We start from the raw sequence: 25,507 nt of genomic DNA, 5'->3' as shown, positions 1-25,507 counted from the left end.
TATATCGTTATGGTTTTTGACTTCTAAAAAAATGTGTTTCAAAGATAGTAGAATTTCCAACATTATCAGTAACTACCACTTTTAAATCGTTTTTTCCTTCGGTAACAATTCCGTCTGAAAAGCGATGAATTATTTTTTTTGTTTTGCTTTCGTATTCAAATAATATCCAATTTCCATTCAGATAGCCTTCGTAACTTTTGATTCCAGATAAAGCATCAGAAATGGTGAATTGTAGTTGACTTAAATTAGTAATCCACTTGCCACCAATACTTTTATCGGCTTTAATTTTGGGAGGCGTTCCGTCTCTATACAATTTATACTCTCCTAAATATTTAGTGTAGGCAGTAAACGAATTTTTGTAGCGTTTAGTATTGAAGTAATTGATTTTTTTACCATAAACTGAACCTATAAACATACTTTCTCTGTTTTTCTGAGGCGTAATCGAATCTTCAAATGTAATGGAGAAATTGGTATGTGCCGGAACAGTATCTTCATGCAATTTCAGCAATCCGTCCTTGACTTCGAAATTCATATAAAAATCATCATAAAAGGTATTCGGCGGAAAAGTAACCGTTACATTTTCAAGTGAAAATATGTTTTCCTTTTTGGCTTTGACAAAATATTTTGAAGTAATGGGAACTTCGGAAACTTTGGCCGGTAGCGCCGAATAGTGAATCGGAATAAAAATTTTGGTAGCGTTGTTGTTAAAATCGGCGACTTCAATGCGATACATTTGGGTAATATTATTCGAAATTGAAATGATACCGTTAGCAATCCCTGGTGTAACGATACTTAACGGATACGGGTTCTTCATGAACAATCTTTGAACGCGTTGGCCAAGTTTTTTATAGCGTTCATAATCGACTAGCGCATTAACGTAGCGCGTTTCATCGAAGCCAAATGTGTCAAATTGGTATCCAAAATCAGCTTTTCCATTCAAGTACGTTTGCACTCTAAATTCACCGTTGGCATTCCACGATACATCATCTAAGTCGACTGCAGTTATGCCGAATCCGATTTTACCAATGGCTTCGACCTTATCAGCGAGATAACTTCCATCTTCCTGCAAAGACAAATTTACCGATAGTGGCCGTTTTGACTGATTTACAACCGAATTTTCATCTAATGGATAAACCCATAAACTATTAATATTAGGACGTCTAGTATCGGGAATAAGTAAATCAAATCCGAAATACAATGGATTGATAATTTTTTCAGATTGCGTATCTCGAATTTCAAAATGCAAATGCGGCCCATCTGATCCACCTGTATTTCCTGAAATTGCAATGACATCTCCTTTTTTTACCAATAAATCATCTGGCTTTAAAGGAATATCAATTTCGTAGGACTTGGCTTTATATTGTTCTTTTTTAATGAATTTTTCTATTTCACCAAAACCCGATTGCAAATGCCCGTAAACCGAAGTAAATCCGTTGGGATGCGTGATATAAATAGCTTTACCATATCCATACTCAGAAATTTTAATTCGAGACACATAGCCATCCGCCGCAGCGTAAACATTAAACCCTTCCTTTTTTTGTGTTTTGAAATCTAATCCGGCATGAATGTGGTTGGGCCTTAATTCTCCAAAATTTCCAGAAAGCAACAACGGAATGTCTAGTGGAGAACGAAAATAGTAATTTGGATACTGACTTTGTCCAAAACTAAAAATAGAGAAGAGAAAAAGAAACCGAAAATTTCTCATAAAAAATTCTTTTGGCTAATATAATTAAAAGTGCGTAAAAAATTACAACACAAAAGTATTTTGTAACGACTTAAAAAACATAATATTACAATCTGAAGTAGAATAAGAGATAAATAATTGACAAAACTATTGTAAAAGTAAAATAGAATCCTAACTTTGTGATGTAAGTAATGAATAACAAATTCATGAGTGAAATTGCAGAAATAATTGATTCTCTCGAAAACAGAATTGGCAAACTTTTAGTTAAAATTAAGAGTTTAGAACAAGATTCCATTTCGATTAAAGCTGAAAAAACTACAACTGCAACCGTAATTCAGAAACAATCTGACGAAATTTTACAATTAAAATCAGAATGTGAATCACTCCGAATGGCAAATTCATTATTAGGCGGTGAAGAAAATAAACGAGATACGAAGCTTAAAATAAATTCATTAATCCGAGAGATAGATCACTGCATAGCGCAGTTATCAGACTAAAAATATGGATGAAAAGCTTAAAATAAAAATATCAATTGCAGACCGGGTTTATCCGTTAACGGTAAATATGTCTCAGGAAGAAGGAATGCGTAGCGCTTCCAAAAAAATTGATGTGATGATTAAGCAATTCGAGGAAAACTATGCTGTTCGCGACAAACAAGATGTATTGGCCATGTGCGCATTGCAATTTGCCTCGCAAGTAGAACAAAGGCAAGTTGAAAGTTCCATTGACAACAAAGATCTTGAAAGATTGAAAAAGTTAAATGATTTATTATTCGATTATCTCGAAAAAAAATAACGTTCTTAACATAGGATTACAATACCGCCTACATTAGATTTAATTGGTAAACTCAACACTAACAAATTAAAATGAGCAAATCGTCGTTACTAAAGCACGCCATTTTACGTGGATCCTTGACCAACGAGTTAGCTCAAAACTTGTCTTTTCGAGTTTATGCATTCACCTAATGTAGGCTTTTTTTATTTATAAACACAAAACAAAACATGGGAACTACATTTATTATAATTGCACTTATTGTCGGGATTGCTGGCGGTTTTGGGATAGCGAAATTCCTTGAAAAAAGCAACATCTCCAATATGGTTAAAAACGCTAAAAAAGAAGCGGCATCAATATTAAAAGATGCAAATCTTCAAGCAGAAAACATCAAGAAAGACAAATTATTACAAGCTAAAGAAAAGTTTTTAGAATTAAAATCGGAGCACGAGCAAGAGATTTTAGGTAAAGACAAACGATTAGCAGAAGTAGAAAAAAGAACACGTGATAAAGAATCACAGGTTTCAAGTGAACTGGCAAAAGCTAAAAAAATAAACGACGATTTTGAATCTAAAACCATTGAGTACACTGGTAAAATAGAGTTATTAGATAAGAAACAACAAGAACTTGAAAAACTTCATAAAAGTCAAGTAAACCAATTGGAGGTTATCTCTGGACTTTCTGCTGAAGATGCGAAAGAACAATTGGTAGAAAGTTTGAAAGCTGAAGCTAAAACTAAAGCGATGTCGCACATTCAAGATACTATTGAAGAAGCGAAACTAACGGCTCAACAAGAAGCTAAGAAAGTAATCATTAATACGATTCAACGTGTTGGAACGGAAGAAGCCGTTGAGAATTGTGTTTCTGTTTTCAATATCGAATCAGATGATGTTAAAGGAAGAATCATTGGTCGTGAAGGTAGAAATATCCGTGCGCTTGAAGCAGCAACTGGCGTTGAAATCATTGTTGACGATACACCAGAAGCCATTATCCTTTCTTGTTTTGATCCGGTAAGAAGAGAAATTGCTCGTTTGTCATTACACAAGTTAGTAACAGATGGAAGAATTCACCCAGCTAGAATTGAAGAAGTTGTTGCTAAAACTACCAAACAAATTGATGACGAAATTATAGAAGTTGGTAAACGTACCGTAATTGATTTAGGAATTCACGGATTACATCCAGAGTTGATTAAAGTGGTTGGTAGAATGAAATACCGTTCCTCTTACGGACAAAATTTATTGCAACATTCGCGTGAAGTTTCTAAACTTTGCGGAATCATGGCCGCTGAATTAGGCTTAAATGTTAAATTGGCGAAACGCGCCGGTTTACTTCACGATATTGGAAAAGTGCCGGATGCTGAAAGTGATTTACCTCACGCATTACTTGGAATGCAATGGGCTGAAAAATTTGGTGAAAAAGAAGAAGTGTGTAACGCTATTGGAGCACACCACGACGAAATTGAAATGAAATACCTAATTTCTCCAATCATTCAGGTTTGTGATGCTATTTCAGGTGCAAGACCAGGTGCAAGACGTCAAGTTTTAGATTCGTACATCCAAAGATTGAAAGATTTAGAGAACATCGCTTTCGGATTTAGTGGTGTAAAAAATGCCTATGCAATTCAAGCCGGACGTGAATTACGTGTAATTGTGGAAAGCGAAAAAGTAAGTGATGAAAATGCAGCAAGCCTTTCGTTCGAGATTTCACAAAAAATCCAGACTGAAATGACTTATCCTGGACAAGTGAAAATTACAGTAATCCGCGAAACTAGAGCAGTAAATATTGCTAAATAATTTATAGAGTTATAATAAAAAATGCGGCCAAATGGTCGCATTTTTTTTATACTGTAAAAATTGATCTTATTCCGTCTGTTGTAATGGGCTTGAGATAATAATCTGTGATTTCATCTTTAAAATCAATTGCTCTATTCCTGTCCACTGTATTATCCGAAGAACTAATAATATAAATTACGACTTCTTTCTGAATTTTACTTTTAAGTAATCTAAATTCCTCCAGAAACTGCCATCCATCTAGAATCGGCATATTAATATCCAACAAAATTAAATCGGGCTGTGTTTCTTGATTATCAATTTTGCTTTTGATTCCTTCTATCGCTTGCAATCCGTTTTCAAAAAAGAACGGCGTGACATTGATGTTATTATTGACTAGTAATTTTTTAATGATGAAATGAAAAATCTTATCATCATCTACAACAAAAACGTCATTAAATTTCATTGTTTAAAATTGATTTAGGTGTAATTCTATTTTCAAAACCATTGCTAAAGTATGTAAAAATATCATATTTTAGGTTTTTCTTGGATGAAATGTATTGATGATTTGTGTTAAATGTTTTCGATCTAAATGAACATAAATTTCAGTGGTGGTAATTGACTCATGTCCAAGCATCATTTGGATAGAGCGAAGATCAGCTCCGTTTTCTAAAAGATGTGTTGCAAAGGAATGTCGTAAGGTATGCGGACTGATATTCTTCTGAAGATTGATTTTAACGGCTAATGTTTTTATAATCGTAAAAATCATCGCTCGAGTCAACTGCTTCCCTCTTCTATTCAAAAACAACGTGTCTTCAAAACCTTTAGCAATAGGCTTGTGATTTCGGATTGTGTTTCTGTAGCGTTCTATATACTTCTGAGTGGCTTTGGCAATAGGAACAAATCGTTGTTTATTTCCCTTACCCGTAATTTTTATAAAGCCTTCGTCAAAAAATAAATCGGAAATCTTCAAGGTTACAATTTCAGAAACCCTAAGGCCACAACCATAAAGCGTTTCTAGCATGGCTCTATTCCGTTCACCTTCCTCTTTAGACAAATCGACCGCTGCAATAAGAGTATCGACATCTTCAAGAGAAAGTGTATCTGGAAGTTTTCTACCAATACGCGGCGCTTCAATCAATTCCATTGGATTATCATTTCTATAATCTTCAAAAATTAGGTAATTGAAAAAACTTTTTAAGCCTGAAATAATTCGGGCTTGCGAACGGGCGTTTACTTCTTTGGAAACGGAATAGATAAATTGCTGAATCGTTTCTTCTCTGATTTTTTCTGGAGAAACTGTTATGTCATTTTCAATTAAAAAAGTACACAATCGTTCCAAATCGAAAGTATAATTGTCAACGGTATTCTTTGACAAACCACGCTCAATTTTGAGATAGGATTGAAAGCTTTTGATATAATTACTCCAGTTCATACAGCAAAGTAACAAAATTTTGGATATAAAAAAACCGCGCCAATAGCGCGGTTCAATTGTGTATGTTCTAAACTAATTACAATTTGTATAACAAACCGAAAGAGATAGTAGACATGTTTAAACCTAAACCTAAACTAGTTGCATTTTTAGCTCCGTCTGTATCAGCTTTAGCTGATGTATAACTTAAACCAGCCCACTCAGAAGTGATAGCAAAACTATCAGATACGAAATAGTTTAAACCTACAGGAACATTGATTCCAAATGCGTTAACTTTTACATCAGATGCATCATCTTTTACAGTAGCATAACCTAGTTCACCTCCAATAGATAGAGAAAATTTGCTTGCTGGTGTCCAAAAATATTTAACTCCTGCAGTTAAACCAATACCTGTTGTTTTAGCATCGCCAACTTTGTTAGAACTGTACTCTAAAGATCCAACTAAAGCAATGTTTTCAGATAAAAAGTAACCAACACCTGGAGCAATTGTTAAACCATCAGTTTTAACTTCTGCAGCGTCTTTGTCACTTGAAAAATTGAAAGTACCTGTTAAATACAAATCACCTTTTGAAAATCCTTCTGAACTTTCTTTTTTGTCTTGTGCATTAGCAAACGTCAAAGCGAATACTGCAGCTACTGTTAAAATAATTTTTTTCATGTTTATTTAATTTTAAAATTAATATAGACAAATTTATAAGTAATCCTTTTCTACCACTATATACGAACAATGCAGTTGTTAACAATGTTATTAACAATATATTGACAACAAAAAACTACTAATCAGTCAATTGCAAAAAATCCAATTCAAATATCGTAATTTAGTTAAAAATCAATCCAACGAAACAAGGCTTTTAAAGACCAATTTTAACATAATTACTTTGAAAAATACTATTAAAATTAACTTTCTATATCCTAAGATTTTCTATTTTTACTGAAAACATTAGTCAGTTATGAAAATTATAATCATAAATGGTCCAAATTTGAACTTGTTGGGCAAACGAGAACCCGAAGTTTATGGAACCCTAACATTTACAGATTACTTTCAGGAATTAAAACAGAAATACAACAGTATCGAATTAGAATATTATCAAAGTAATATAGAAGGCGAGCTGATAGATAAAATTCAGGAAGTTGGATTTACTTATGATGGAATTATTTTGAATGCGGCTGCATACACGCATACTTCTATTGGAATTGGCGATGCCGTAAAAGCAATATCAATACCAACAATTGAAGTTCATATATCCAATACTTTCGCCAGAGAAACTTTTCGCCATGACTCTTTTATTTCAGCTAATGCAAAAGGAATCATAATTGGTTTCGGTTTGAAGAGTTACGAATTAGCTTTACAATCCTTTCTTTAGTTACACAGAGTTGCACAGAGATAAAAGGAGAATCACAAAGCAAATTATTTTAAATCTCTAAATAATTCCAAATAAACATTAATAATCATTCTCAGTGAATCCCAGTGGAATCCTTTCTATAATATCCATTTAATATATACCATGACACAAAAAAACTTACTTTCGATTTTATTCCTTTTCTTAACCATTACTTCATTTGCACAAATCAAAGGAAGGGTTATCGATGAAAAAGGAAACCCATTACCCATTGTAAACATCTTTGAAGAGAATACTTATAATGGTACAACTACTAATGATCTTGGGGAATTTATATTAAATGTAAAAGGGGAAAACCCAACCATCATCTTTCAGTACTTAGGCTATAAAACAGTAAAGAAAACAATTAGTAAAAGTCAGTTTGCTGAAAATTTAAAAATCGTATTAGTAGAAGAAAATTTTACTTTAAATGAAGTCGTAATCGATGCCAAAGTAAATCCAGCTGATGCTATAATGAGAAGTGCGATTGCTAGTCGCAAAGAGAATTCGAAAAAAACGGCTAAATACAATGCGGATTTCTATTCACGTGGAATTTTCAGAGTAAAGAATCTTCCCAAAACAATCATGGGACAAAAGATTGATTTCTTTGATGAAATTATAGATTCTAGTCGAAGCGGTATTTTATACTTATCGGAAACCGTTTCAAAAATCTCTTTTCAAAAACCAGACAAAATGAAAGAAGTTATTGTGGCTTCCAAAGTGAGCGGAAACGATAACGGATTCAGTTTTAACAATGCTGCTGATGTGAATTTTGATTTTTACGAAAATTACTTAGAATTTGACACAAAAGTAGTTTCCCCAATTGCAGACAATGCGTTCAACTATTACAAATACAAATACGATGGCTTTTTTATGTATGAAGGCAATAAAATGATACATAAAATAAAAGTCACACCGAAACGCGATACCGAACCAGCAATGAATGGCTACATCTATATTGTAGATGATTCTTGGGAAATTTACGCTGTTGATTTGGCAATAACAGGGGCGCAAATGGGCAATCCTGCATTGAACAATTTAGTTTTAAAACAAAATTTCAGTTACAACAGTCAGAATAAAATTTGGGCAAAAAACACTCAGACGGTTGACTTCGAAGCCGGAATGTTGGGTGTTAACATCAGCGGACGCTTTACGTATGTATTCACCAACTTCGAATTCCCAGAAAAATTTGAAAAGAAAACCTTCACGAATGAAGTCTTGAAATTTGAATTAAATGCGAATAAAAAAGAAGATTCGTTTTGGAACACCATTCGTCCAGTTCCTTTGACATCGGAAGAAACGACGGATTATTTGAAAAAAGATGCTTTACAAACCAAAAAGAAATCGAAACAGTATTTAGATTCTATCGATAAGAAAAAAAATAAATTTAGATTAACTGATATCATTAACGGTTATACTTATAGCAATTCACATAAAAAATGGTCAGTGAGTTACGACGGTCCATTGATGTCGACCACGTTTAATACGGTTCAGGGTTGGAAAACACAAGTTGGATTATCGTACTTAAAACGTGACGAAGAAAAACGCACTTATACTCGAATTGGCTCAAGATTTGATTACGGATTTTCTGAAAAAAAACTTAGAGTTACCGGAAGTTATCAGCGCAAGTTTAACAACCTAAACAACAGCCTACTTTCAGTTAACGGAGGAAGCAGCGTAAACCAATTTAATCTAAATAATCCAATTTCAAATCTGGTGAATTCGGTCAGCAGTTTGTTTTTCAAAAACAACTTCATGAAATTGCATGAGAAAAATTTTGTTTCAGCTTATTTCGGAAGAGAAGTCATCAACGGACTAAATTTGAATTTGAACTTAGAATATTCTGAAAGAAAACCATTGTGGAATACTAGTGATCAAAGCGTTGTCAAATCCTCTGATGTTTATACCTCAAACAATCCGTTATTGCCTTTTGATTTTGTCACTCCTGCTTTTGAAAAACATAATTTAATGAAAGCTAATGTTGTGGCACGAATCAAATTTGGTCAACACTATTGGACGCGTCCCGATGGTAAATACAACATCGGAAATGATGATTATCCGTCTATTTTATTAGGTTACGAAAAAACATTTGCCGCAACGGATAAAAAGTATGAATACGATTTCCTTTCGGCAAGAATCACTCAAGATTTGAGCATTGGCAACAAAGGCGAAATGAAACTGAACCTTAAAGCTGGAAAGTTTTTCAATGCCGATAATATTTCATTTGTTGATTACAGACATTTTAATGGAAACCAAACACATGTTACCGGTGGCGAAAGCTACACTAATGTTTTCAATAATCTTCCTTATTATTCAGCAAGTACAAACGACAGCTTTTTGGAATTCCATGCAGAACACAATGACAAAGGATATATAATGAATAAAATTCCGTTGCTGAACAAATTGAGATCACAATTGGTTTTAGGATTTCATAACCTTGCTGTTCCGGATAGAAAACCTTACCAAGAATTTACTGTTGGTTTAGACAATTTAGGATTTGGTAAATTCCGTATTTTTAGAGTAGATTATATTCGTTCGTACCAAAACGGTTACCAAGGCGATGCCGTACTTTTTGGGCTTAAGTTTTTGAATGTATTGGAATAATCACTTAAAAAACACATCATATCCAAAACGAATTAAAGTTCCAATTACTACTATCAGAAAGAATACACGGATAAAATCGTTGCCCTTTCTGATAGCGAGTTTGGCACCAACCCAACCGCCAAAAGCATTACAAATCGCCATGGGAATCGCAATTGCCCAAATGATTTTCCCTTTGATAATAAAAAGGCAAATCGAACCAAAATTAGTGGCAAGATTTACCATTTTGGCGTTCGCCGAGGCGTGAAGAAAATCAAAACCCAAAATCGTGACAAAAGCTAGAACAAAAAAGCTTCCGGTTCCGGGACCAATAAATCCATCATAAAACCCGATTATTACACTGAAGATAACAGCAAGGAAAAGTTGTTTTTTTTCGGATAAATTTTTGATGGTGTGCGTTCCAAAATCTTTTTTGATAAAAGTATAAATGGCAATTAATGTTAGAACGACCAACAAAATTGGTTTCATAAAATCATTATGAACTTTAGTCAAAAGATGTGAACCTAAAAAAGCCGAAGCACAGGCCACAACTGCCATCACAGAAAGCAATTTCCAATTCATGGTCACTTTCTTCAGATATTGATTCGCTGCCAACGCCGTTCCGCTAAACGACGGAATTTTTAAAGAACCAACTACAGAAGCTACCGCTAAATTCGGCAATAATATCAGCGCAACTGGAGTTTGAATTAATCCGCCGCCGCCCACAATAGCATCAACAAATCCGGCAAGGAAAGCCGCGAGACAAAGCAAAATAATTATATAGTTTTCCATTTAATGAAATTAAAAATCCCAATGCTTTCACATTGGGATTCTATTATTTTTTATACGGTGTATATTCGTCTTTCCATTCCTTCCAAATAATTCCTTGAAATTTTCCATCGATGCCTAACCAAATCCGAACTTCATTTACAAAATCATTTCTCTCAAAATTGGCTTTGTACCTGTATATTTTAGAATTTCCTGAGTAAGTATTGTCAATAACCTCAACAAGGTTCATATTAATAAACTTTCCATTTCTTTTATCTACTACATCGCACGCATGTTGCATTTCTTCTAATGAAAGTGCAGCAAGTCCTTTGGTAGCTTCTTTTTCACTTAACTGAATGAACTGTCTTGTTTTACAGGTTTCCAAAATTCTTTTACCAAAATTGTACACCTTTTGTTTTTCTGTTTTAGAAATAGAATCTATTGAAACTCTGCGATACGTTGTTTTACACGACAGTAATAATAATAGTAGACAAAAGGAAAAAACTCTCATAAACTACATTCGAACAATATTGGCTCCAAGTGCCCGAAGTCTTTCATCAATGCGCTCGTAACCTCTATCAATTTGTTCGATATTTTGAATGGTCGAAGTTCCTTTAGCCGATAATGCCGCAATTAATAATGAGATTCCCGCACGAATATCAGGCGAACTCATCACCGTTGCTTTCAATTGGGATTTGAAATTGTGTCCCATAACTACGGCTCTGTGTGGATCACACAACATAATTTTGGCGCCCATATCAATCAGTTTATCCACAAAGAACAAACGGCTTTCAAACATTTTTTGATGAATTAAAACATCGCCTTCGGCCTGAGTGGCTACGACTAAAATGATACTCAATAAGTCAGGTGTAAAACCGGGCCAAGGCGCATCGGCAATAGTCAAAATAGAACCGTCGATATCTGTTTTTACAGTGTATCCTTTAGTATGAGCTGGAATATAAATATCATCCCCTTTTTTCTCTAAAGTGATTCCTAATTTTCTAAAAACACTCGGAATCACACCAAGATTCTCCCAAGAAACGTTTTTAATAGTAATTTCACTTCTTGTCATAGCCGCAAGACCAATCCAAGAACCGATTTCAATCATATCCGGAAGGATTGTATGTTCACAACCGCCTAATTTTTCAACCCCTTCAATAGTCAGTAAGTTTGAACCTACTCCAGTGATTTTCGCTCCCATCGAGTTCAGCATTTTACACAACTGTTGCAAGTATGGTTCGCACGCAGCATTGTAAACTGTAGTAATTCCTTCAGCTAAAACAGCCGCCATTACGATGTTTGCTGTTCCAGTTACAGAAGCCTCGTCAAGCAACATGTGTGCGCCTTTTAATCTTCCTTTAACTTCTACACCATAAAAATGATCTTCTCTTTCGTAACGGAATTTTGCACCCAAATTAATAAATCCTTCAAAGTGTGTATCCAAACGACGACGTCCAATTTTATCACCGCCTGGTTTCGGAATATATCCTTTCCCGAAACGTGCCAATAGTGGACCAACAATCATAATTGAACCTCTCAAACTTCCGCCTTCTTTTTTGAATGCTTCGGTTTCAAGGTAACCAACATTTACATCGTCCGCTTGGAACGTAATAGAACTCGGGCCGTTTTTTTGGATTTTAACGCCTAAGTTTCCTAAAAGTGTTATTAGTTTATTGACATCAATAATGTCTGGAATATTATTAATTGTTACTTTCTCTGGAGTTAAAAGTACCGCACATAATATTTGTAACGCTTCATTTTTAGATCCTTGCGGTGTTACATCACCTTTTAGTTGAATTCCACCTTCAATTTTAAAAGTTCCCATTTCTTATAATTATGAATTATAAATTATGAATTATAAATTATGACCAGTACGAAACTGAATTCATAATTTGTAACTCGTAACTATTTCTGATTAGTATTGTTTTTGATAAAGGGCTTTTTGCCGTTCTTATTATTTTTAACCTTTGGATTATTAGATATCGGCATGTTCTTGTTAGACACCTTTTTATTGGTACGCATCAAATCGTTTGTAGTCAATAACTCTTCACTGCTTTGTAATAAATTCAAGGTTCCATCTGACAACTCATATAAATGTTCGAAAATTACAACATCGGTAACCGTATCTTTATTCCAACTCAAATACGATTTTTTCATGTGATTGGCAATTACTTTTACCAAAGCACTTTTCATTTCACCTTCTTCCCAACTGTTGGCAACGTCAATCATATACTTGATATTGTTCCCATAATAACGGTATTTTGGATATTTTTGAGGATAGGCTAAACGTTCGGGCTTCAGATGAATTACTTCTCGTGTCGGAATGGGATACGGTGAATCAACATCCAATTTAAAGTCAGACATAATAAAAATCTGATCCCATAATTTATGCTGAAAATCTAATACATCACGCAAATGTGGATTTAGATTTCCCATGACTTGAATAATATATTTCGCAGCTTTGTTACGCTCTACTCGATCTTCAATTATAGCCGCTTGATCAATCAGTTTTTGCAAATGACGACCATACTCTGGGATGATTAAATGTGAACGTTCGGCGTTATATTCTAAATTGAATACGACTTCGTTGGCATTTTCTTTTATATACTTTTCAGTCATTATAATGATATTATTCCTTCAATTGCTGACAATTGAATATATTTTTCAATTACGCTATCCGGACTTTCCATTGTAACGTTTATTGATATGCTAGTGTATTTTGCGTTTTTTGATTGTGTAGTGTGAATAACAGCACCTATGTTGTCGAAAGCATTTTCTACTAATGCAATTTTGTGGTTGTCTGTAGGGATAATAAATTTGTATAAGTATTCGCCCGGCCAAGTTGAAGTGTTACCCAACTCTTCGCGCAATCTTGCATAAAATTCTTCTGTCTTCTTATCCATTCTTTATAAAATAAAAGCAAATATACAGTATTGATTTCAGAATTCAGAATTAGCATATAAGTTTAATTTTTGTAGATTCTTTTTTTTCTAATCATACTATTTTTTCAATATTTACGTTTTGATAAATAAATAAGTACATCAAACATATCGAACGCATAAAAAATTTATATCTGACATGAAAAAAGTTTTAGCCGTTGCGCTTATCATTATAGTTAGCGCCTTTGGATACACTAGATACAACAGGTATTTTGCCATAACTACCAAACCCAAAATCAATACGATAACACTAAAACACAAAGCCCAAGAAGCCTTAGCCTTTTGCAAAAAGAATCGGTATAATGAAGATTTCTGTTTCCTAGTAGACATGAGCATCCACTCGGGATTGAACCGTTTATTTGTTTACGATTATAAAAAAGACACCATTTCGATGCGTATGTTGGTCGGCCACGGTTGCGGCAAAAATCCATGGAGTTTTGATTGGTCAAGAGAGCAAGCCAGTTTTAGTAATGTAGATGGCAGTCATTGTTCGGCTTTAGGGAAATATAAAATTGCGGAAAGAGCCTATAGCAATTGGGGAATTCATATCAAATATGTTTTGCACGGACTAGAAGCTAGTAACAGCAATGCCGAATCACGCTTTATTGTATTTCATTCTTGGGAAAAAGTTCCCGAAAAAGAAGTCTATCCAGATGGCACTGCCGAAGGTTGGGGTTGTCCCACGATTTCTAATGAAAACATGAAACTAGTTGACCCGATGCTGCAGACTACCAAAAAACCAGTTTTGATGTGGATTTATAAGTAAAACAATCAAATATTAGTTGTAATTTAGCTTTTAATCAAATTTGTAAAAAATGTGGTGGCAGTACTGTTTAGTTTTTCTTGGAGCCTTATTGTTTGATATTGTCCCTTTTCCGTTTTTACCGGCATTTACCATTATGATGTTTTTACAGTTATACTTTGATCTCAATTTGTGGGCGGTTATTTGCATTGGTGTTGCTGGGTCTATTTTGGGACGCTATATTCTAACGCTTTATATACCTTATATTTCTGATGCGTATTTCAAACCTTCCAAGAACGAAGACATTTTATTTCTTGGTAAACAATTAAAAATAAAAGGATGGAAAAGTCAGATGGCCATTTTTTTGTATTCTTTGTTGCCTTTGCCTACAACGCCATTGTTTGTAGCTGGAGGCATGGCAAAAATAACACCGCTCTACATTATTCCGGCTTTCTTTTTGGGTAAATTCATTAGTGATACCGTTGCTTTATCGCTAGGAGAATATACCTTAAGTAATTTGAACAGCATTGAATCCAATATTCTTTCTTGGCAATCTTTTGTTGGGTTAACGGGAAGTCTCATACTACTCTGTGCGCTTTTATTTATTGATTGGAGAACGTTAATTCAGAAAAAGAAATTGTTGCTTAAATTTAATATCTTCAAAAAAAGAACGGTTCAAAAGTCAAAACCAACTAGCAAAAGCTTCTGATTACCAAGATAAAATTATAGTATATTTAAATTACCAAAAACATTAACGCTATGAGAACAAACCAACTTACATTACTAATGTTCCTTTGTATTGCTTCACTATATGCTACTAATGCAAATGCTCAAAAAACAAATCACGCTGCCGCCATTAGTGTTGCTGCAGATAAAATAGAACCCAAAGTCATTGCATGGCGCCACGATATTCACGAACATCCAGAGCTGGGTAACCGAGAACTGCGCACTGCAGATTTAATTGCAAAACACCTACAATCTTTAGGTATTGAGGTTAAAACTGGCGTTGGAATCACAGGCGTAGTAGGAATATTAAAAGGCGAAAAACCAGGCCCAGTAGTTGCACTTCGTGCAGATATGGATGCCTTGCCTGTAGAAGAGAAAAATAATTTACCGTTTGCTTCTAAAGTAAAAACGATGTACAACGGAAAAGAAACTTCAGTAATGCACGCTTGTGGTCACGATGCGCATGTCGCCATATTAATGGGTGTTGCCGAAATATTATCAGGCATTAAAAAAGATTTGAAAGGCACTGTTAAATTTATCTTTCAACCTGCCGAAGAAGGAGTTCCTGCTGGTGAAGAAGGTGGTGCAGAACTCATGGTAAAAGAAGGCGTACTCGAAAACCCAAAAGTGGATGTTATCTTTGGATTGCATATGAGTGCGCAAACGGAAGTGGGTAAAATCAATTATCGCCCGGGAGGCTTCATGGCAGCCGTTAGCAGTGTAAAAATAACAGTTAACGGAAAACCATCTCATGGTGCACAACCGTGGCTAGCTGTTGATCCAATTGTGGTCGCTGCTCAAATAATCAACAACCTACAAACGATCGTAAGCCGTAATGTTAATATCACTGAAAATGCCGCTGTTGTTACCATTGCTTCTATTCATGGAGGAAATCGAGATAATATAATTTCAGAAAATGTTGAAATGTTGGGCACAGTAAGAACGTTTACTGCGGAAGATGAAAAACTAATCTATGCTCGAATTAGACAAATTGCGGAAAAAACTGCAGAATCAGCTGGTGCTACTGCGGATGTCATCTTGCCTTATGAACATTACTACCCTGTTACTTTCAACAATGAAAAACTAACGGCGGATATGTTGCCTTCACTTCAAAAATCGGCTGGTAAAGAAAATGTACGATTAGTACCCGCCATTACTGGTGCAGAAGATTTCTCTTTCTTTCAACAAAAAGTACCTGGATTGTATTTTTTTATTGGTGGTTTACCAAAAGGTGCCGATGTTAAAGCTTCGGGACCACATCATACACCATCTTTCATAATTGACGATAGCGCCTTTAAAACTGGTGTAAAAGCCACGTGTAATCTCGTATTGGATTATATGGAGATACATAAAAAATAAAGACAAAAACGCAAAACCTTTCCTGATAGAAAGGTTTTTCATTTTTTACAATCCTGCAACCGCTTTTATTTCATTACTAATCCTAACAGCTAAATCATCGGCTAATTGTTGCGTTTGCGCTTCCGTATATATTCGAATAATTGGTTCTCTATTCGATTTTCTTAGGTGAACCCAATTTTCAGCAAAATCAATTTTTACACCGTCAATTGTGGTGATGTCTTCGTTTTTGTATTTCTCTGTCATTGCAAGAAGAATAGCATCCACATCAATTTGTGGTGTCAGTTCAATTTTGTTTTTGCTCATGTAATACTGTGGATACGACGCACGTAATTCGGCCACAGTTTTGTCTTGGTTAGCCAAATACGTTAAGAACAACGCTACACCTACCAAACTATCTCTTCCGTAATGGGATTCTGGATAAATGATTCCACCATTGCCTTCACCGTCAATTGTCTTGTCCTGAAATAGCGATACATAAAAACTATCCTTATGGAAACCCAAGATTAACTCAATGTTCAACTACACTAAAGAGTAGTTTGTCGGATATGTTGTTTTTTATATTCTACTTTCAATTGCTTATCTATATTTGCACTTCAGTTTCAAAATCGGTATCACTTAATTTTTTTAGATTCTGAAACAGTTATTTTATTAAAATTAATTGCTTACTCCCTACATTACCTATATATTTACGATCGGTTGCTTTTTCACTTTAGTTTTTGCGACCCGCTTGTTGTATACAAAACTAGGCAACACTTTTCTCAATAAACTATTAGCCATAGTAATATTAGCTCGTGGGAGTCAGTTGGTTTATATTCTGTTGGTAAACTCAGGGAAATTAGCAACGGTACCTTTTGTATTAAAAGTTTTCAATCCTTTATATTTTGCTGCTCCGGCTTGTTTTTATCTTTATTTTAAAGGGTTTGTTAAAGATGAAAGTCGTCTTAGAAAATGGGAATGGCTTCATTTCCTTCCGCTGCTTTTTGCTATAGCCGACATGCTTGCGTGGTATTTTATGGATTCCCATAGTCAACAGATGGCCATTGCCGAAATTACGACCCGCAAATCATTATTTATCTCCAATAGTACTGGCATTGTACCTTTTCATATCAATTTATTGTTGCGAACGCTGTTGTTTATAGGCTATCTTTTTTTTAGTTGGAGGATTGTATTTCAAAATTTTATTTTTCAGAAAACCATCCAGAACAAGACTGCTAGAACCTGGTTGCTGTTATTGATTAAAGTTGTTACAATAGGACAATTAATTGCTACTTTTCCCTTTGTTGCCAAGTTTATCCTCGGCTACTATCAATTTGATGAATTGCTGTACCAATTGTATATGTCTTTTTTTTCGGTTTTGATACTAACCATGAGTATTTTGGCGATTTACAATCCCAAAATATTATATGGCTATATCTTTTTGTCAAAAGATATAGCAGTAAAAAACATTGCTATAGATGACACGAAACAAACAGGGACTGATACTAACAGTTCAGCCCCTAAAGGAGATACAAAACTGAATACTGTAGTTAGTGAACAGCTAACGGAGCAATACATACAAACCATCATTGCTTTCATGATTTCCCAAAAGCCTTATTTAAATCCGGAATTCTCTCTCATGGATTTAGCCCAAGAAATGAATTTACCCATGCATCATTGTTCTTATCTTGTGAATTATGAAATAGGAGAAAATTTTAGAGATTGGATTAACGGCTACCGTATTGGTCATTTTATACAAGAATATCCTATAAATTCTAACGTAAAAACCATTCATGCCTTATCCATGGAAAGCGGTTTCAAGAACAAAAGTACTTTTTACAATTCCTTCAAAAAAGTTAAAGGCGTATCGCCTGTCGATTATTTCAGGGTATAGTTCCAATTATCGTGGTTGGGCTATTTTTAAATGAGTATAACGAAACGATGGTTGCACTAATTTAAGCCCCACTTCCTTGGTGTATGCTTGCGGTTTCATTTTTTTTGCACCCTCAACAATACGAAAATTATGAAAATCAAAACCACAACAACAAATTTTAAAAGATTAAAAAATCTTTTAACCCTACTAGGTATTTTTTTATTTGCCACGCAGATAAGTGCGCAAACACCAACCGCTTCAGCCCAAACTTTTTGTTCAGGTGCTACAGTGTCTAATTTAGTAGCAACTGGAACAGCTTTACAATGGTATGATGTGGCAACCGGCGGTAGCGCCTTAAGTACAAGTACTGTTTTGGCAACAGGAACTTATTATGTTTCTCAAACGGTTGATGGTGTTGAGAGTAATAGAACTTCGGTTGTGGTAACGGTAAATTCAACACCAACAATTACAACCCAACCAACAAGCGCAACATTTTGCGAAGGTACTATTGCATCAGTTCCTGTTATTGCTCAAGGAAACATCCTGACCTATCAATGGCAAGAAAGTACTGATAATGGTTCCAATTGGGCTAATGTAAGTTATGCTTCGGGCACAACAGCAACATTATCGTCAATAGTAGGTGTTCCTTTGGCTTTGAATGGCTATCAATTTCGTGTGGTAGTAACTAATGATTCAGGTTGCTCGGTTACTTCTAATGTGGCTACATTAACAGTTACACCAACAAGCACAATTACATTAACTTCTGCCGCATTTACAGATGCACAAACGGTTTGTGCTAATCAAGCTATAACCCCAATTATCTATTCACTTACAGGCGCTACTGACGCAACTGTTTCAGGATTACCTAATGGTGTTACAGCAAGTAATTCTGTAGTTGATCAAAGTCAAGACGCATATAATGGTGGCTTTGGTGGTTCCGACTTGTGGCAATCGTTTACTGCAGGACAAACAGGTGAACTTTCTCAAATAGCAATTTTTAAGAATGGTGAAGTTGCCTTGGAGGGTTTTGTTAAGATATACAACGGAGAAGGAACTAGTGGAACATTAGTATCCAGCACACCTATTTCAAGTGATATTTCAATTGTAAATCAGGTTTTAGTACCACTTAGCACACCAATTAATGTTGTAGCAGGAAATGTTTATACATTTCAAGTTGAAGCTATAAATAATTCTAATTTTAGTACAGTGACACAAAACAATAATCCTTACTCAGGTGGAGTTTCTAGTTTAGATACAAATGTTGACCTTTGGTTTAAAACGTATGTTTCAAATAATACTTTAACTATTAGCGGTACACCAAGTGTTTCTGGAACTTTTAACTATAGTATACCATTAACTGGAGGTTGCGGATCGGTAGACGCTTCAGGTACAATTACAGTTAATCCTCTTGTAACACCAACATTTACCCAAGTAGCTTCTATTTGTTCAGGAGCAACTCTTGATGCTTTGCCAACTACTTCAGTTGAAGGTATTACAGGAAGTTGGTCTCCAGCAGTATATAATACAGCAACAACAACATACACATTTACACCAACAGCTGGTCAATGTGCCACAACGGCTACAATGACCATTACTGTAAATACATTAAACACCATTACATTAACTTCATCTGGTGGTAGCAACCAATCATTGTGTAACCCAAGTGATTTTGCAAGTATTACTTATGCTACAACTGCTGCAACAGGAGCTACCTTCAGTGGTTTACCTGCAGGTGTTACTGGAACTTGGTCAAACGATGTTGTTACTATCAGTGGAACACCAACAGTTTCAGGTTCATTTAACTACATTGTTACTTTAACAGGAGGTTGTGGATCAGTAACTGCAACAGGTACAATCGCAAGTTACACAACTACTTGGACTGTCGTAAATGCGATAGGTTCTTGGAGTAATGGAGCACCAACTGCGTCAGTAGGAGCTATTATTGCTGGAGATTATGCGGTTGCAACAGATTTGAATGCTTGTAGCTTAATAGTGAATAACAATGCGGTAGTTTCTGTTCCAACAGGATTTGATTTCAATATAGTAGGTAAAGTTGATGTTCAATCAGGAAGTAGTTTAACATTTGAAAACAATGCCAACTTGATACAATCAGGAACAACTAATATGAACTCTGGAGAGATAACTTCTAAAAGAATCAATACTTCAATGAGAAGATTAGACTACACTTATTGGTCATCACCAACAGCTAGTTCAAGTTATTCATTGAAAATGTTTTCACCAATGACCATATCGCAAATTCCATTTTCACCAGGTGGTGTAACTGGAACAAGCCGTTTCTATTATTTGAATGAACCAACTAATGCATTAGTTAATACTTTTGAGCCAACAACAACTTACTTTGATGAAGCTAACATTGCTAGAGGATGGTGTATAAGAGCGCCTAACAATTTCCCTACTAATGGTAATACTTCTACATTCAATGCGAATTGGACAGGGAAACCAAACAGTGGCAACATCACAATTGCAACACCTAATTCTGGCGTAGGAAAAGGATCAAACCTAATAGGAAACCCTTATCCATCGGCTATTGATGCAATATCATTTTTAACCTATTCTCCTAATGGCACAGACTATCCAAATGCTGGAACTTTGTATTTCTGGTCACATAAAGCCCAAGGTACTGGTGTAACAAACTATGCTTCTTGCAATTTAGCAGGACAAACAGCACCGTCAGCTGGAGGAGTTGCTCCAAACGGAACGGTACAAGTAGGTCAAGCATTCCTTTTGAAAAAAGCAGCAAGTTCTTTGGCTGTTTTCACCAACGCCATGCGAGTAGGTAACAACGCAGGTCAGTTCTTCAAAACAGCAACAGCCGAAAAACACAGAATTTGGTTGAATCTTGCTACAGATACTACTCCGTTAAATCAAATGTTGGTAGGATACATGGAAGAAACAACTCTAGGATTCGATGAATCTTATGATGGAAAGCAATTGAATTCAGGAAGTACGATTTCAAGTTTAATCAGCAATGAGAACTACGTAATTCAAGCGCGTCCAACACCATTTGCCAACACCGATGTTGTGGACTTAGGTTTCAAAGCCGATGCTGCAGGAAGCTACACGCTATCAATTGACCACGTCGATGGTTTGTTCTTAGGAAACCAAAACATTTACTTGAGAGACAACTTGCTCAATGTAACACACGACATCAAATCTAGTGCTTACACTTTCACTTCAGACCAAGGGATATTTAATAACAGATTTGATGTAGTTTACACCAATTCAACACTCAATATTTCAACACCAACCTTTGATGCCAATTCGGTAGTTGTTTACAAAAACGACAACAAAGTATTAAGCATCAACGCCGGGAAAGTGGTTATGAAAAACGTAAAAATCTACGATGTACGCGGAAGATTGATATACGAGAAATCAAACATCAACACCACCACAACTGCATTAACAGATTTGAAAGCAGAACAAGAAGTGTTATTAGTAAAAATTACTTCAGACGACAACAAAGTAGTTACGAAGAAAGTAGTTTTCTAAACATAAATTTTTAATAAAAGAAGGGCCTTCTCAAGAAATTGAGGAGGTTTTTTTTTAGTGTTTAGTTTCCAGTTTCAGGTTTCAGCATAGGTTTAACCCAAGTTGCAGCAAGAACAGTTTTAAATGTTAATTAAATTTTAAATTTATGTTATTAATCAAAATTTTCTCTTTTTTTTATCAAGAGGGGGGTACAGGTATTTTTTTAAACTCACTTTAAAATGACTTCGCTGGTTTGTAGTGCACAAAAATTAACTTTTTGTTAACTTTTTATATTTATTTTTGATAAAACAACTGTAATTAATAGATTGTCAAATTTGTAGTGCACAAATCGGCAACTTTAACAACTCAAATATTTGATTTTAAGCTATTTACAACCATACATCTGCAACTTGGGTTAACACCAATCACCAATCACCAATCATCCAACACCCAACACCCATCACCCAACAAAAGTTTTTAATAAAACTGCTATGACCCAAAGACATTTCTTGTTTTTCTATTTGTTTAACTTAAAAATTAATATATTCGCAATTTGTATTTTCAAAATAGGTAATCCTCAAACAAATGATAGCTACTATTTTACTTACTGTTGGTTGTTTTTTATTTTATATTTTTGCTTTTCATCTGTTTATAACTAAATTCGGAAACCCTTTTTTAAATAGATTATTAGGTCTTTTGATTTTGGCACGCGCAGGTCAAATAACATATATACTTTTATTTATAAACGATGAATTGATTTATTTTCCATTTGTTGTTAAAGTGTTTAATCCTTTTTATTTTGTTGCGCCTGCTGCTTTATTTCTTTATTTTAAAGGTTTTATTACAGATGCTTACCAATTAAAAAAATGGGAGTGGTTACATTTTTTACCAGTCTTATTTGCCATTGTAGATATGATTCCTTGGTTTGATATGAATTCAACTAGTCAACAAGCCACTATTGCAGCAATGTCTGCAAAAAAATCTTTTTTCTTTACAAGCAAAATAGGCATCGTATCTCATCAAACCAACGTTTTTTTACGTGCTTGCATGTACACTATTTATGTTGGTCTATCATGGATGATCTTGCTAAAAAGCACAGTATTTACTTCAGTAAGTAAAAACAATACTGCAAAAAAGTGGCTTTTATTTTTAATAAGCATTACAACATTAGTGCAAGTAATTACATTTGCACCCTTTTTTTCAAAATATTTATTTATGAAAAACCATTCCGATATTGTGTCTTACCAATATATTTTAGTTGCCATCTCTTTATTATTGCTAGGCAGTATTATTTTTGTGTTGCTAAATCCTAAAATTTTATACGGCTACGCTTTTGTGTCAGATGTCTTTTTGCAGCAAGAAAATGAAGTATTAGCTAAGGTTGTTTTACCTGAGCAATCTACATCTTTAACAAAAACACCAGCAACAAAAAAAAATAATGCAATTGACAAAACCATAATTAATAACATATACAAGGATAAAATATTGGCTTGTATGGAAAACGAGCAACCCTTTTTAGATGCTGATTTTACTTTACAAGCTCTATCAATCGCAGTGAATTTGCAATCCTATCAATGTTCGTATATTCTTAATTATGTTTTTAAAAAGACATTTAGAGAATGGACTAACGAATACCGTGTTGCTTATTTCATACAACATTACCACAACACCAAAAGAGCTAAAACCATAGAAGCATTGGCTTTGGAGAGTGGTTTTAGAAACAAAGTTACATTTTATAGTGCCTTCTTAAAAATAAATGGAGTGTTGCCTGTTGAATATTTCAAGTAACTTTTTTGATTAAAAATAAGTTAAGTTATACTACAATTTAACTTATTTACTTCGTAATTACAGCGTAAACTGTTGTGATAATTGTCTTTTTGTACTTTCTAAAAAACAAGTTATGAAAGTTAGCTACTTAAAATTTATTTCAATTGCTTTATTACTATTCTCCCATTGCATTTTTGCACAAGGAAACACATTAAATTTCGATGGAACTAATGATTTCGTTACCGGTTCTATTGCCCAATTACCAACTGGTAATAGTTCACGAACGATGGAGGCATGGATTAATCCTTCTTCTACACAAACTGGAACAATTTTTAATTATGGTAGCAATTCAACCAACAATAGAAGTGGAATTCTTTACGCAAGCGGTAAGCTATATTATGTAGGACAAGGAACAAGCAACGATCTATCAGGTGCGATTGTATTACCTACAGGGAGATGGACTCATGTTGCTGCGACGTTTAATGGTACTACTTTAAAACTATATGTAAATGGAGTACTAGATGTTTCAGGCGCAAAAACATTTAATACTATTGGAACTACTTTTCGATTAGGTACACGCATTGGTGGCATTTTAGAGCCATTTGACGGTAGTATTGATGAAGTACGTGTTTGGAATATAAGTTTATCGCAAGCGCAGATACAGGCAAGAATGTATTCAGCCGTAAGTGCTTTTACCACAGGATTAGTAGCCTATTTTAATTTTAACAGTGGAACAGCAGCTAGCTCTAATACGGGAATCACTACACTTGTAGATCAAACTATTAATGGTAGCATCGGAACACTGACTAATTTTGCATTATCTTCTACTGCCTCCAACTGGTTAGAAAGTTATGCAATGGTAGTGCCGGTTGGAACTGCAGCAACTTCTGTAAGCGCCAGTGGATTCAATGCAAATTGGACTGCGCCTGCCACAGGTTCTGTAACTAATTACCTATTAGATGTATCTACAAGCAGCACGTTCGCCTCTTTTGTAAGTGGGTATCAAGCTTTAAATGTTTCTGGATTGTCAAAAGCCGTTTCTGGGTTATCCCCTGGAACGACCTATTATTATAAAGTAAGGGCGGATAAAACAAGTGTTACAGGTCAAGGGGCATATTCTGAAACCATAACAGCAACATTATCAAATTCAACCGATGCCACTTTATCTGCCTTAACAACTACAGCAGGCACGATTAGTCCAACCTTTGCAAGTGCAACAACTAGTTATACAGCAAGTGTAGCTAACGCAACAACTAGCATAACGGTAACACCAACAGTAAATCAATCCAATGCAACTGTAAAAGTAAATGGAACAACCGTGGCAAGCGGTAGTGCAAGTGGAGCCATAGCATTGAGTGTGGGTAGTAATACCATTACCACTGTTGTTACAGCACAAGATGGCACTACTACAAAGACATATACCTTAACAATTACAAGAGCAGCTTCTGCAGATGCCACCTTATCTGCCTTAACAACTACAGCAGGCACGATTAGTCCAACTTTTGCAAGTGCAACTACTAGTTATACAGCAAGTGTAGCTAACGCAACAACAAGTATAACTGTTACGCCAACAGTAAACCAAGCCAATGCAACAGTAACCGTGAATGGTTCAACCGTGGCAAGCGGCAGTGCAAGCGGAGCCGTAGCTTTGAGTGTGGGCAGCAATACCATTACAACCGTTGTAACAGCTCAAGATGGCACAACTAAAATATATACAATAACGGTATGTAGAGCTAATGATGTAGGAACAGCATCAGCAACGCCAACATTGTGTATCAATACGGCTTTAACAGCAATAACGCATACTACATCAGGAGCAACAGGAATTGGAACTGCAACTGGTTTACCATCTGGAGTAACTGCTGCATTTGTAAATACCACCATAACCATTAGTGGTACACCAACAGCATCGGGAACTTTTAACTACAATATTCCATTAACAGGAGGTTGTGGATCAGTAAATGCCACTGGAACAATTACGGTAACACCTTCTAGCACAATTACATTAACTTCTGCCACATTTACAGATGCACAAACGGTTTGTACTACTACTGCTATAACACCAATTACCTATACAATTACAGGTGCTACTAATGCTACTGTTTCAGGATTACCTAATGGCGTTACCGCACTTACTACAAATAATTCTGTAGTTGATCAAAGTCAAGATACATATAATCTTGGGTTAGGTGATACTGATTTGTGGCAATCATTTACTGCAGGACAAACAGGTGAACTTTCTCAAATAGCAAT

General features: G+C 35.1%; 21 protein-coding genes, 1 other RNA gene and 1 pseudogene. 13 read left to right on the top strand and 10 right to left on the bottom strand.

All coding sequences use genetic code 11. The features are described from left to right. Positions 1–7: 7 nt before the first annotated feature. Entirely contained in the window at positions 8–1,705 is a 1,698-nt protein-coding gene (locus tag PSU83_RS01060) for a M23 family metallopeptidase (protein WP_300585746.1), read from the bottom strand. 185 nt (positions 1,706–1,890) lie between these two features. Here PSU83_RS01060 and PSU83_RS01055 point away from each other — a divergent pair, with 185 nt between their 5' ends. The 4 genes from PSU83_RS01055 to rny all read left to right on the top strand — a co-directional run bounded on the left by PSU83_RS01055 (position 1,891) and on the right by rny (position 4,248). Further along, on the top strand, positions 1,891–2,181 hold the full coding sequence (locus PSU83_RS01055; protein WP_300585840.1) for a hypothetical protein: 291 nt from the start codon (positions 1,891–1,893) through the stop codon (positions 2,179–2,181). A gap of 4 nt (positions 2,182–2,185) precedes the next feature. Continuing rightward, complete coding sequence (locus PSU83_RS01050; protein WP_300585744.1) at positions 2,186–2,479, top strand: cell division protein ZapA; 294 nt, start codon at positions 2,186–2,188, stop codon at positions 2,477–2,479. A gap of 50 nt (positions 2,480–2,529) precedes the next feature. Next, a non-coding RNA gene (gene ssrS, locus PSU83_RS01045) (6S RNA) lies at positions 2,530–2,635 on the top strand. A 50-nt stretch (positions 2,636–2,685) separates the two neighbouring features. Continuing rightward, positions 2,686–4,248, top strand: coding sequence for a ribonuclease Y (rny, locus tag PSU83_RS01040; protein WP_300585742.1), 1,563 nt, complete (start codon positions 2,686–2,688; stop codon positions 4,246–4,248). A gap of 46 nt (positions 4,249–4,294) precedes the next feature. Here the strand turns inward: rny and PSU83_RS01035 are convergent, their stop codons facing one another. From PSU83_RS01035 to PSU83_RS01025, 3 genes are all read right to left on the bottom strand, one after another. Then, positions 4,295–4,690, bottom strand: a complete 396-nt coding sequence (locus PSU83_RS01035; protein ID WP_300585740.1) for a response regulator — start codon at positions 4,688–4,690, stop codon at positions 4,295–4,297. A gap of 69 nt (positions 4,691–4,759) precedes the next feature. Continuing rightward, positions 4,760–5,659 (bottom strand): site-specific tyrosine recombinase XerD, encoded by a 900-nt coding sequence (gene xerD, locus PSU83_RS01030; RefSeq protein WP_300585738.1) that lies wholly within the window; start codon positions 5,657–5,659, stop codon positions 4,760–4,762. Positions 5,660–5,735: 76 nt separating this feature from the next. Further along, the gene (locus tag PSU83_RS01025; RefSeq protein ID WP_300585736.1) at positions 5,736–6,314 is read right to left on the bottom strand and encodes an outer membrane beta-barrel protein; all 579 of its coding nucleotides are present in this window, start codon (positions 6,312–6,314) and stop codon (positions 5,736–5,738) included. 292 nt (positions 6,315–6,606) lie between these two features. On the opposite strand from PSU83_RS01025, the gene aroQ reads away from it, so the two are divergent. Further along, positions 6,607–7,020 (top strand): type II 3-dehydroquinate dehydratase, encoded by a 414-nt coding sequence (aroQ, locus tag PSU83_RS01020; RefSeq protein ID WP_300585735.1) that lies wholly within the window; start codon positions 6,607–6,609, stop codon positions 7,018–7,020. A gap of 141 nt (positions 7,021–7,161) precedes the next feature. Beyond that, on the top strand, positions 7,162–9,639 hold the full coding sequence (locus PSU83_RS01015) for a DUF5686 and carboxypeptidase regulatory-like domain-containing protein (protein WP_300585733.1): 2,478 nt from the start codon (positions 7,162–7,164) through the stop codon (positions 9,637–9,639). Here PSU83_RS01015 and PSU83_RS01010 read toward each other — a convergent pair whose 3' ends face one another. From PSU83_RS01010 to PSU83_RS00990, 5 genes are all read right to left on the bottom strand, one after another. Further along, positions 9,640–10,407, bottom strand: a complete 768-nt coding sequence (locus PSU83_RS01010; RefSeq protein ID WP_300585731.1) for a TSUP family transporter — start codon at positions 10,405–10,407, stop codon at positions 9,640–9,642. 43 nt (positions 10,408–10,450) lie between these two features. After that, positions 10,451–10,894 carry a hypothetical protein gene (locus tag PSU83_RS01005; RefSeq protein WP_300585730.1) on the bottom strand — a complete coding sequence of 148 codons (444 nt, stop codon included), beginning with the start codon at positions 10,892–10,894 and terminating at the stop codon, positions 10,451–10,453. A gap of 3 nt (positions 10,895–10,897) precedes the next feature. Continuing rightward, positions 10,898–12,208, bottom strand: a complete 1,311-nt coding sequence (murA, locus tag PSU83_RS01000) for a UDP-N-acetylglucosamine 1-carboxyvinyltransferase (protein WP_300585727.1) — start codon at positions 12,206–12,208, stop codon at positions 10,898–10,900. A gap of 80 nt (positions 12,209–12,288) precedes the next feature. Further along, positions 12,289–13,002 carry a DUF4290 domain-containing protein gene (locus PSU83_RS00995; protein ID WP_300585725.1) on the bottom strand — a complete coding sequence of 238 codons (714 nt, stop codon included), beginning with the start codon at positions 13,000–13,002 and terminating at the stop codon, positions 12,289–12,291. Beyond that, positions 13,002–13,286, bottom strand: coding sequence for a DUF493 family protein (locus PSU83_RS00990; RefSeq protein ID WP_300585723.1), 285 nt, complete (start codon positions 13,284–13,286; stop codon positions 13,002–13,004). The genes PSU83_RS00995 and PSU83_RS00990 overlap by 1 nt, the downstream gene beginning before the upstream one ends. A gap of 175 nt (positions 13,287–13,461) precedes the next feature. On the opposite strand from PSU83_RS00990, the gene PSU83_RS00985 reads away from it, so the two are divergent. From PSU83_RS00985 to PSU83_RS00975, 3 genes are read left to right on the top strand one after another with little or no spacing between them, the layout of a single operon-like run. Continuing rightward, complete coding sequence (locus PSU83_RS00985; protein ID WP_300585720.1) at positions 13,462–14,088, top strand: murein L,D-transpeptidase catalytic domain-containing protein; 627 nt, start codon at positions 13,462–13,464, stop codon at positions 14,086–14,088. A gap of 49 nt (positions 14,089–14,137) precedes the next feature. Then, the gene (locus PSU83_RS00980) at positions 14,138–14,773 is read left to right on the top strand and encodes a hypothetical protein (RefSeq protein ID WP_300585719.1); all 636 of its coding nucleotides are present in this window, start codon (positions 14,138–14,140) and stop codon (positions 14,771–14,773) included. Between the two features lie 50 nt (positions 14,774–14,823). Beyond that, complete coding sequence (locus tag PSU83_RS00975; protein WP_300585717.1) at positions 14,824–16,149, top strand: amidohydrolase; 1,326 nt, start codon at positions 14,824–14,826, stop codon at positions 16,147–16,149. A gap of 45 nt (positions 16,150–16,194) precedes the next feature. On the opposite strand, the pseudogene PSU83_RS00970 reads toward PSU83_RS00975, so the two are convergent. Next, positions 16,195–16,593, bottom strand: a pseudogene (locus tag PSU83_RS00970) (phosphoglucosamine mutase); the annotation flags it as partial. A gap of 214 nt (positions 16,594–16,807) precedes the next feature. Here PSU83_RS00970 and PSU83_RS00965 point away from each other — a divergent pair. From PSU83_RS00965 to PSU83_RS00950, 4 genes are all read left to right on the top strand, one after another. Then, the gene (locus PSU83_RS00965; RefSeq protein ID WP_300585715.1) at positions 16,808–18,019 is read left to right on the top strand and encodes a helix-turn-helix domain-containing protein; all 1,212 of its coding nucleotides are present in this window, start codon (positions 16,808–16,810) and stop codon (positions 18,017–18,019) included. Positions 18,020–18,148: 129 nt separating this feature from the next. Continuing rightward, positions 18,149–21,508, top strand: a complete 3,360-nt coding sequence (locus tag PSU83_RS00960; protein WP_300585712.1) for a T9SS sorting signal type C domain-containing protein — start codon at positions 18,149–18,151, stop codon at positions 21,506–21,508. Between the two features lie 564 nt (positions 21,509–22,072). Continuing rightward, on the top strand, positions 22,073–23,275 hold the full coding sequence (locus PSU83_RS00955) for a hypothetical protein (protein WP_300585711.1): 1,203 nt from the start codon (positions 22,073–22,075) through the stop codon (positions 23,273–23,275). A 112-nt stretch (positions 23,276–23,387) separates the two neighbouring features. Continuing rightward, positions 23,388–25,507: cadherin-like beta sandwich domain-containing protein (locus PSU83_RS00950; protein ID WP_300585708.1), on the top strand; the 2,120-nt coding region annotated here is incomplete at its 3' end.

Origin of the sequence: Flavobacterium sp. (genome assembly GCF_029945805.1) — a bacterium.
Taxonomy (GTDB): domain Bacteria; phylum Bacteroidota; class Bacteroidia; order Flavobacteriales; family Flavobacteriaceae; genus Flavobacterium.
This window is presented reverse-complemented; position numbering and strand designations above follow the sequence as displayed.

Bases quoted from the DNA above. Each gene is read 5' to 3' on its own strand.
- murA (WP_300585727.1), bottom strand. From the start codon at position 12,208: ATGGGAACTTTTAAAATTGAAGGTGGAATTCAACTAAAAGGTGATGTA.
- PSU83_RS01005 (WP_300585730.1), bottom strand. From the start codon at position 10,894: ATGAGAGTTTTTTCCTTTTGTCTACTATTATTATTACTGTCGTGTAAA.
- PSU83_RS00990 (WP_300585723.1), bottom strand. From the start codon at position 13,286: ATGGATAAGAAGACAGAAGAATTTTATGCAAGATTGCGCGAAGAGTTG.
- PSU83_RS00995 (WP_300585725.1), bottom strand. From the start codon at position 13,002: ATGACTGAAAAGTATATAAAAGAAAATGCCAACGAAGTCGTATTCAAT.
- PSU83_RS01015 (WP_300585733.1), top strand. From the start codon at position 7,162: ATGACACAAAAAAACTTACTTTCGATTTTATTCCTTTTCTTAACCATT.
- PSU83_RS00960 (WP_300585712.1), top strand. From the start codon at position 18,149: ATGAAAATCAAAACCACAACAACAAATTTTAAAAGATTAAAAAATCTT.
- PSU83_RS01050 (WP_300585744.1), top strand. From the start codon at position 2,186: ATGGATGAAAAGCTTAAAATAAAAATATCAATTGCAGACCGGGTTTAT.
- PSU83_RS00955 (WP_300585711.1), top strand. From the start codon at position 22,073: ATGATAGCTACTATTTTACTTACTGTTGGTTGTTTTTTATTTTATATT.
- PSU83_RS01055 (WP_300585840.1), top strand. From the start codon at position 1,891: ATGAGTGAAATTGCAGAAATAATTGATTCTCTCGAAAACAGAATTGGC.
- PSU83_RS00975 (WP_300585717.1), top strand. From the start codon at position 14,824: ATGAGAACAAACCAACTTACATTACTAATGTTCCTTTGTATTGCTTCA.
- PSU83_RS01025 (WP_300585736.1), bottom strand. From the start codon at position 6,314: ATGAAAAAAATTATTTTAACAGTAGCTGCAGTATTCGCTTTGACGTTT.
- PSU83_RS00985 (WP_300585720.1), top strand. From the start codon at position 13,462: ATGAAAAAAGTTTTAGCCGTTGCGCTTATCATTATAGTTAGCGCCTTT.
- PSU83_RS01060 (WP_300585746.1), bottom strand. From the start codon at position 1,705: ATGAGAAATTTTCGGTTTCTTTTTCTCTTCTCTATTTTTAGTTTTGGA.
- aroQ (WP_300585735.1), top strand. From the start codon at position 6,607: ATGAAAATTATAATCATAAATGGTCCAAATTTGAACTTGTTGGGCAAA.
- PSU83_RS01035 (WP_300585740.1), bottom strand. From the start codon at position 4,690: ATGAAATTTAATGACGTTTTTGTTGTAGATGATGATAAGATTTTTCAT.
- PSU83_RS01010 (WP_300585731.1), bottom strand. From the start codon at position 10,407: ATGGAAAACTATATAATTATTTTGCTTTGTCTCGCGGCTTTCCTTGCC.
- rny (WP_300585742.1), top strand. From the start codon at position 2,686: ATGGGAACTACATTTATTATAATTGCACTTATTGTCGGGATTGCTGGC.
- PSU83_RS00980 (WP_300585719.1), top strand. From the start codon at position 14,138: ATGTGGTGGCAGTACTGTTTAGTTTTTCTTGGAGCCTTATTGTTTGAT.
- xerD (WP_300585738.1), bottom strand. From the start codon at position 5,659: ATGAACTGGAGTAATTATATCAAAAGCTTTCAATCCTATCTCAAAATT.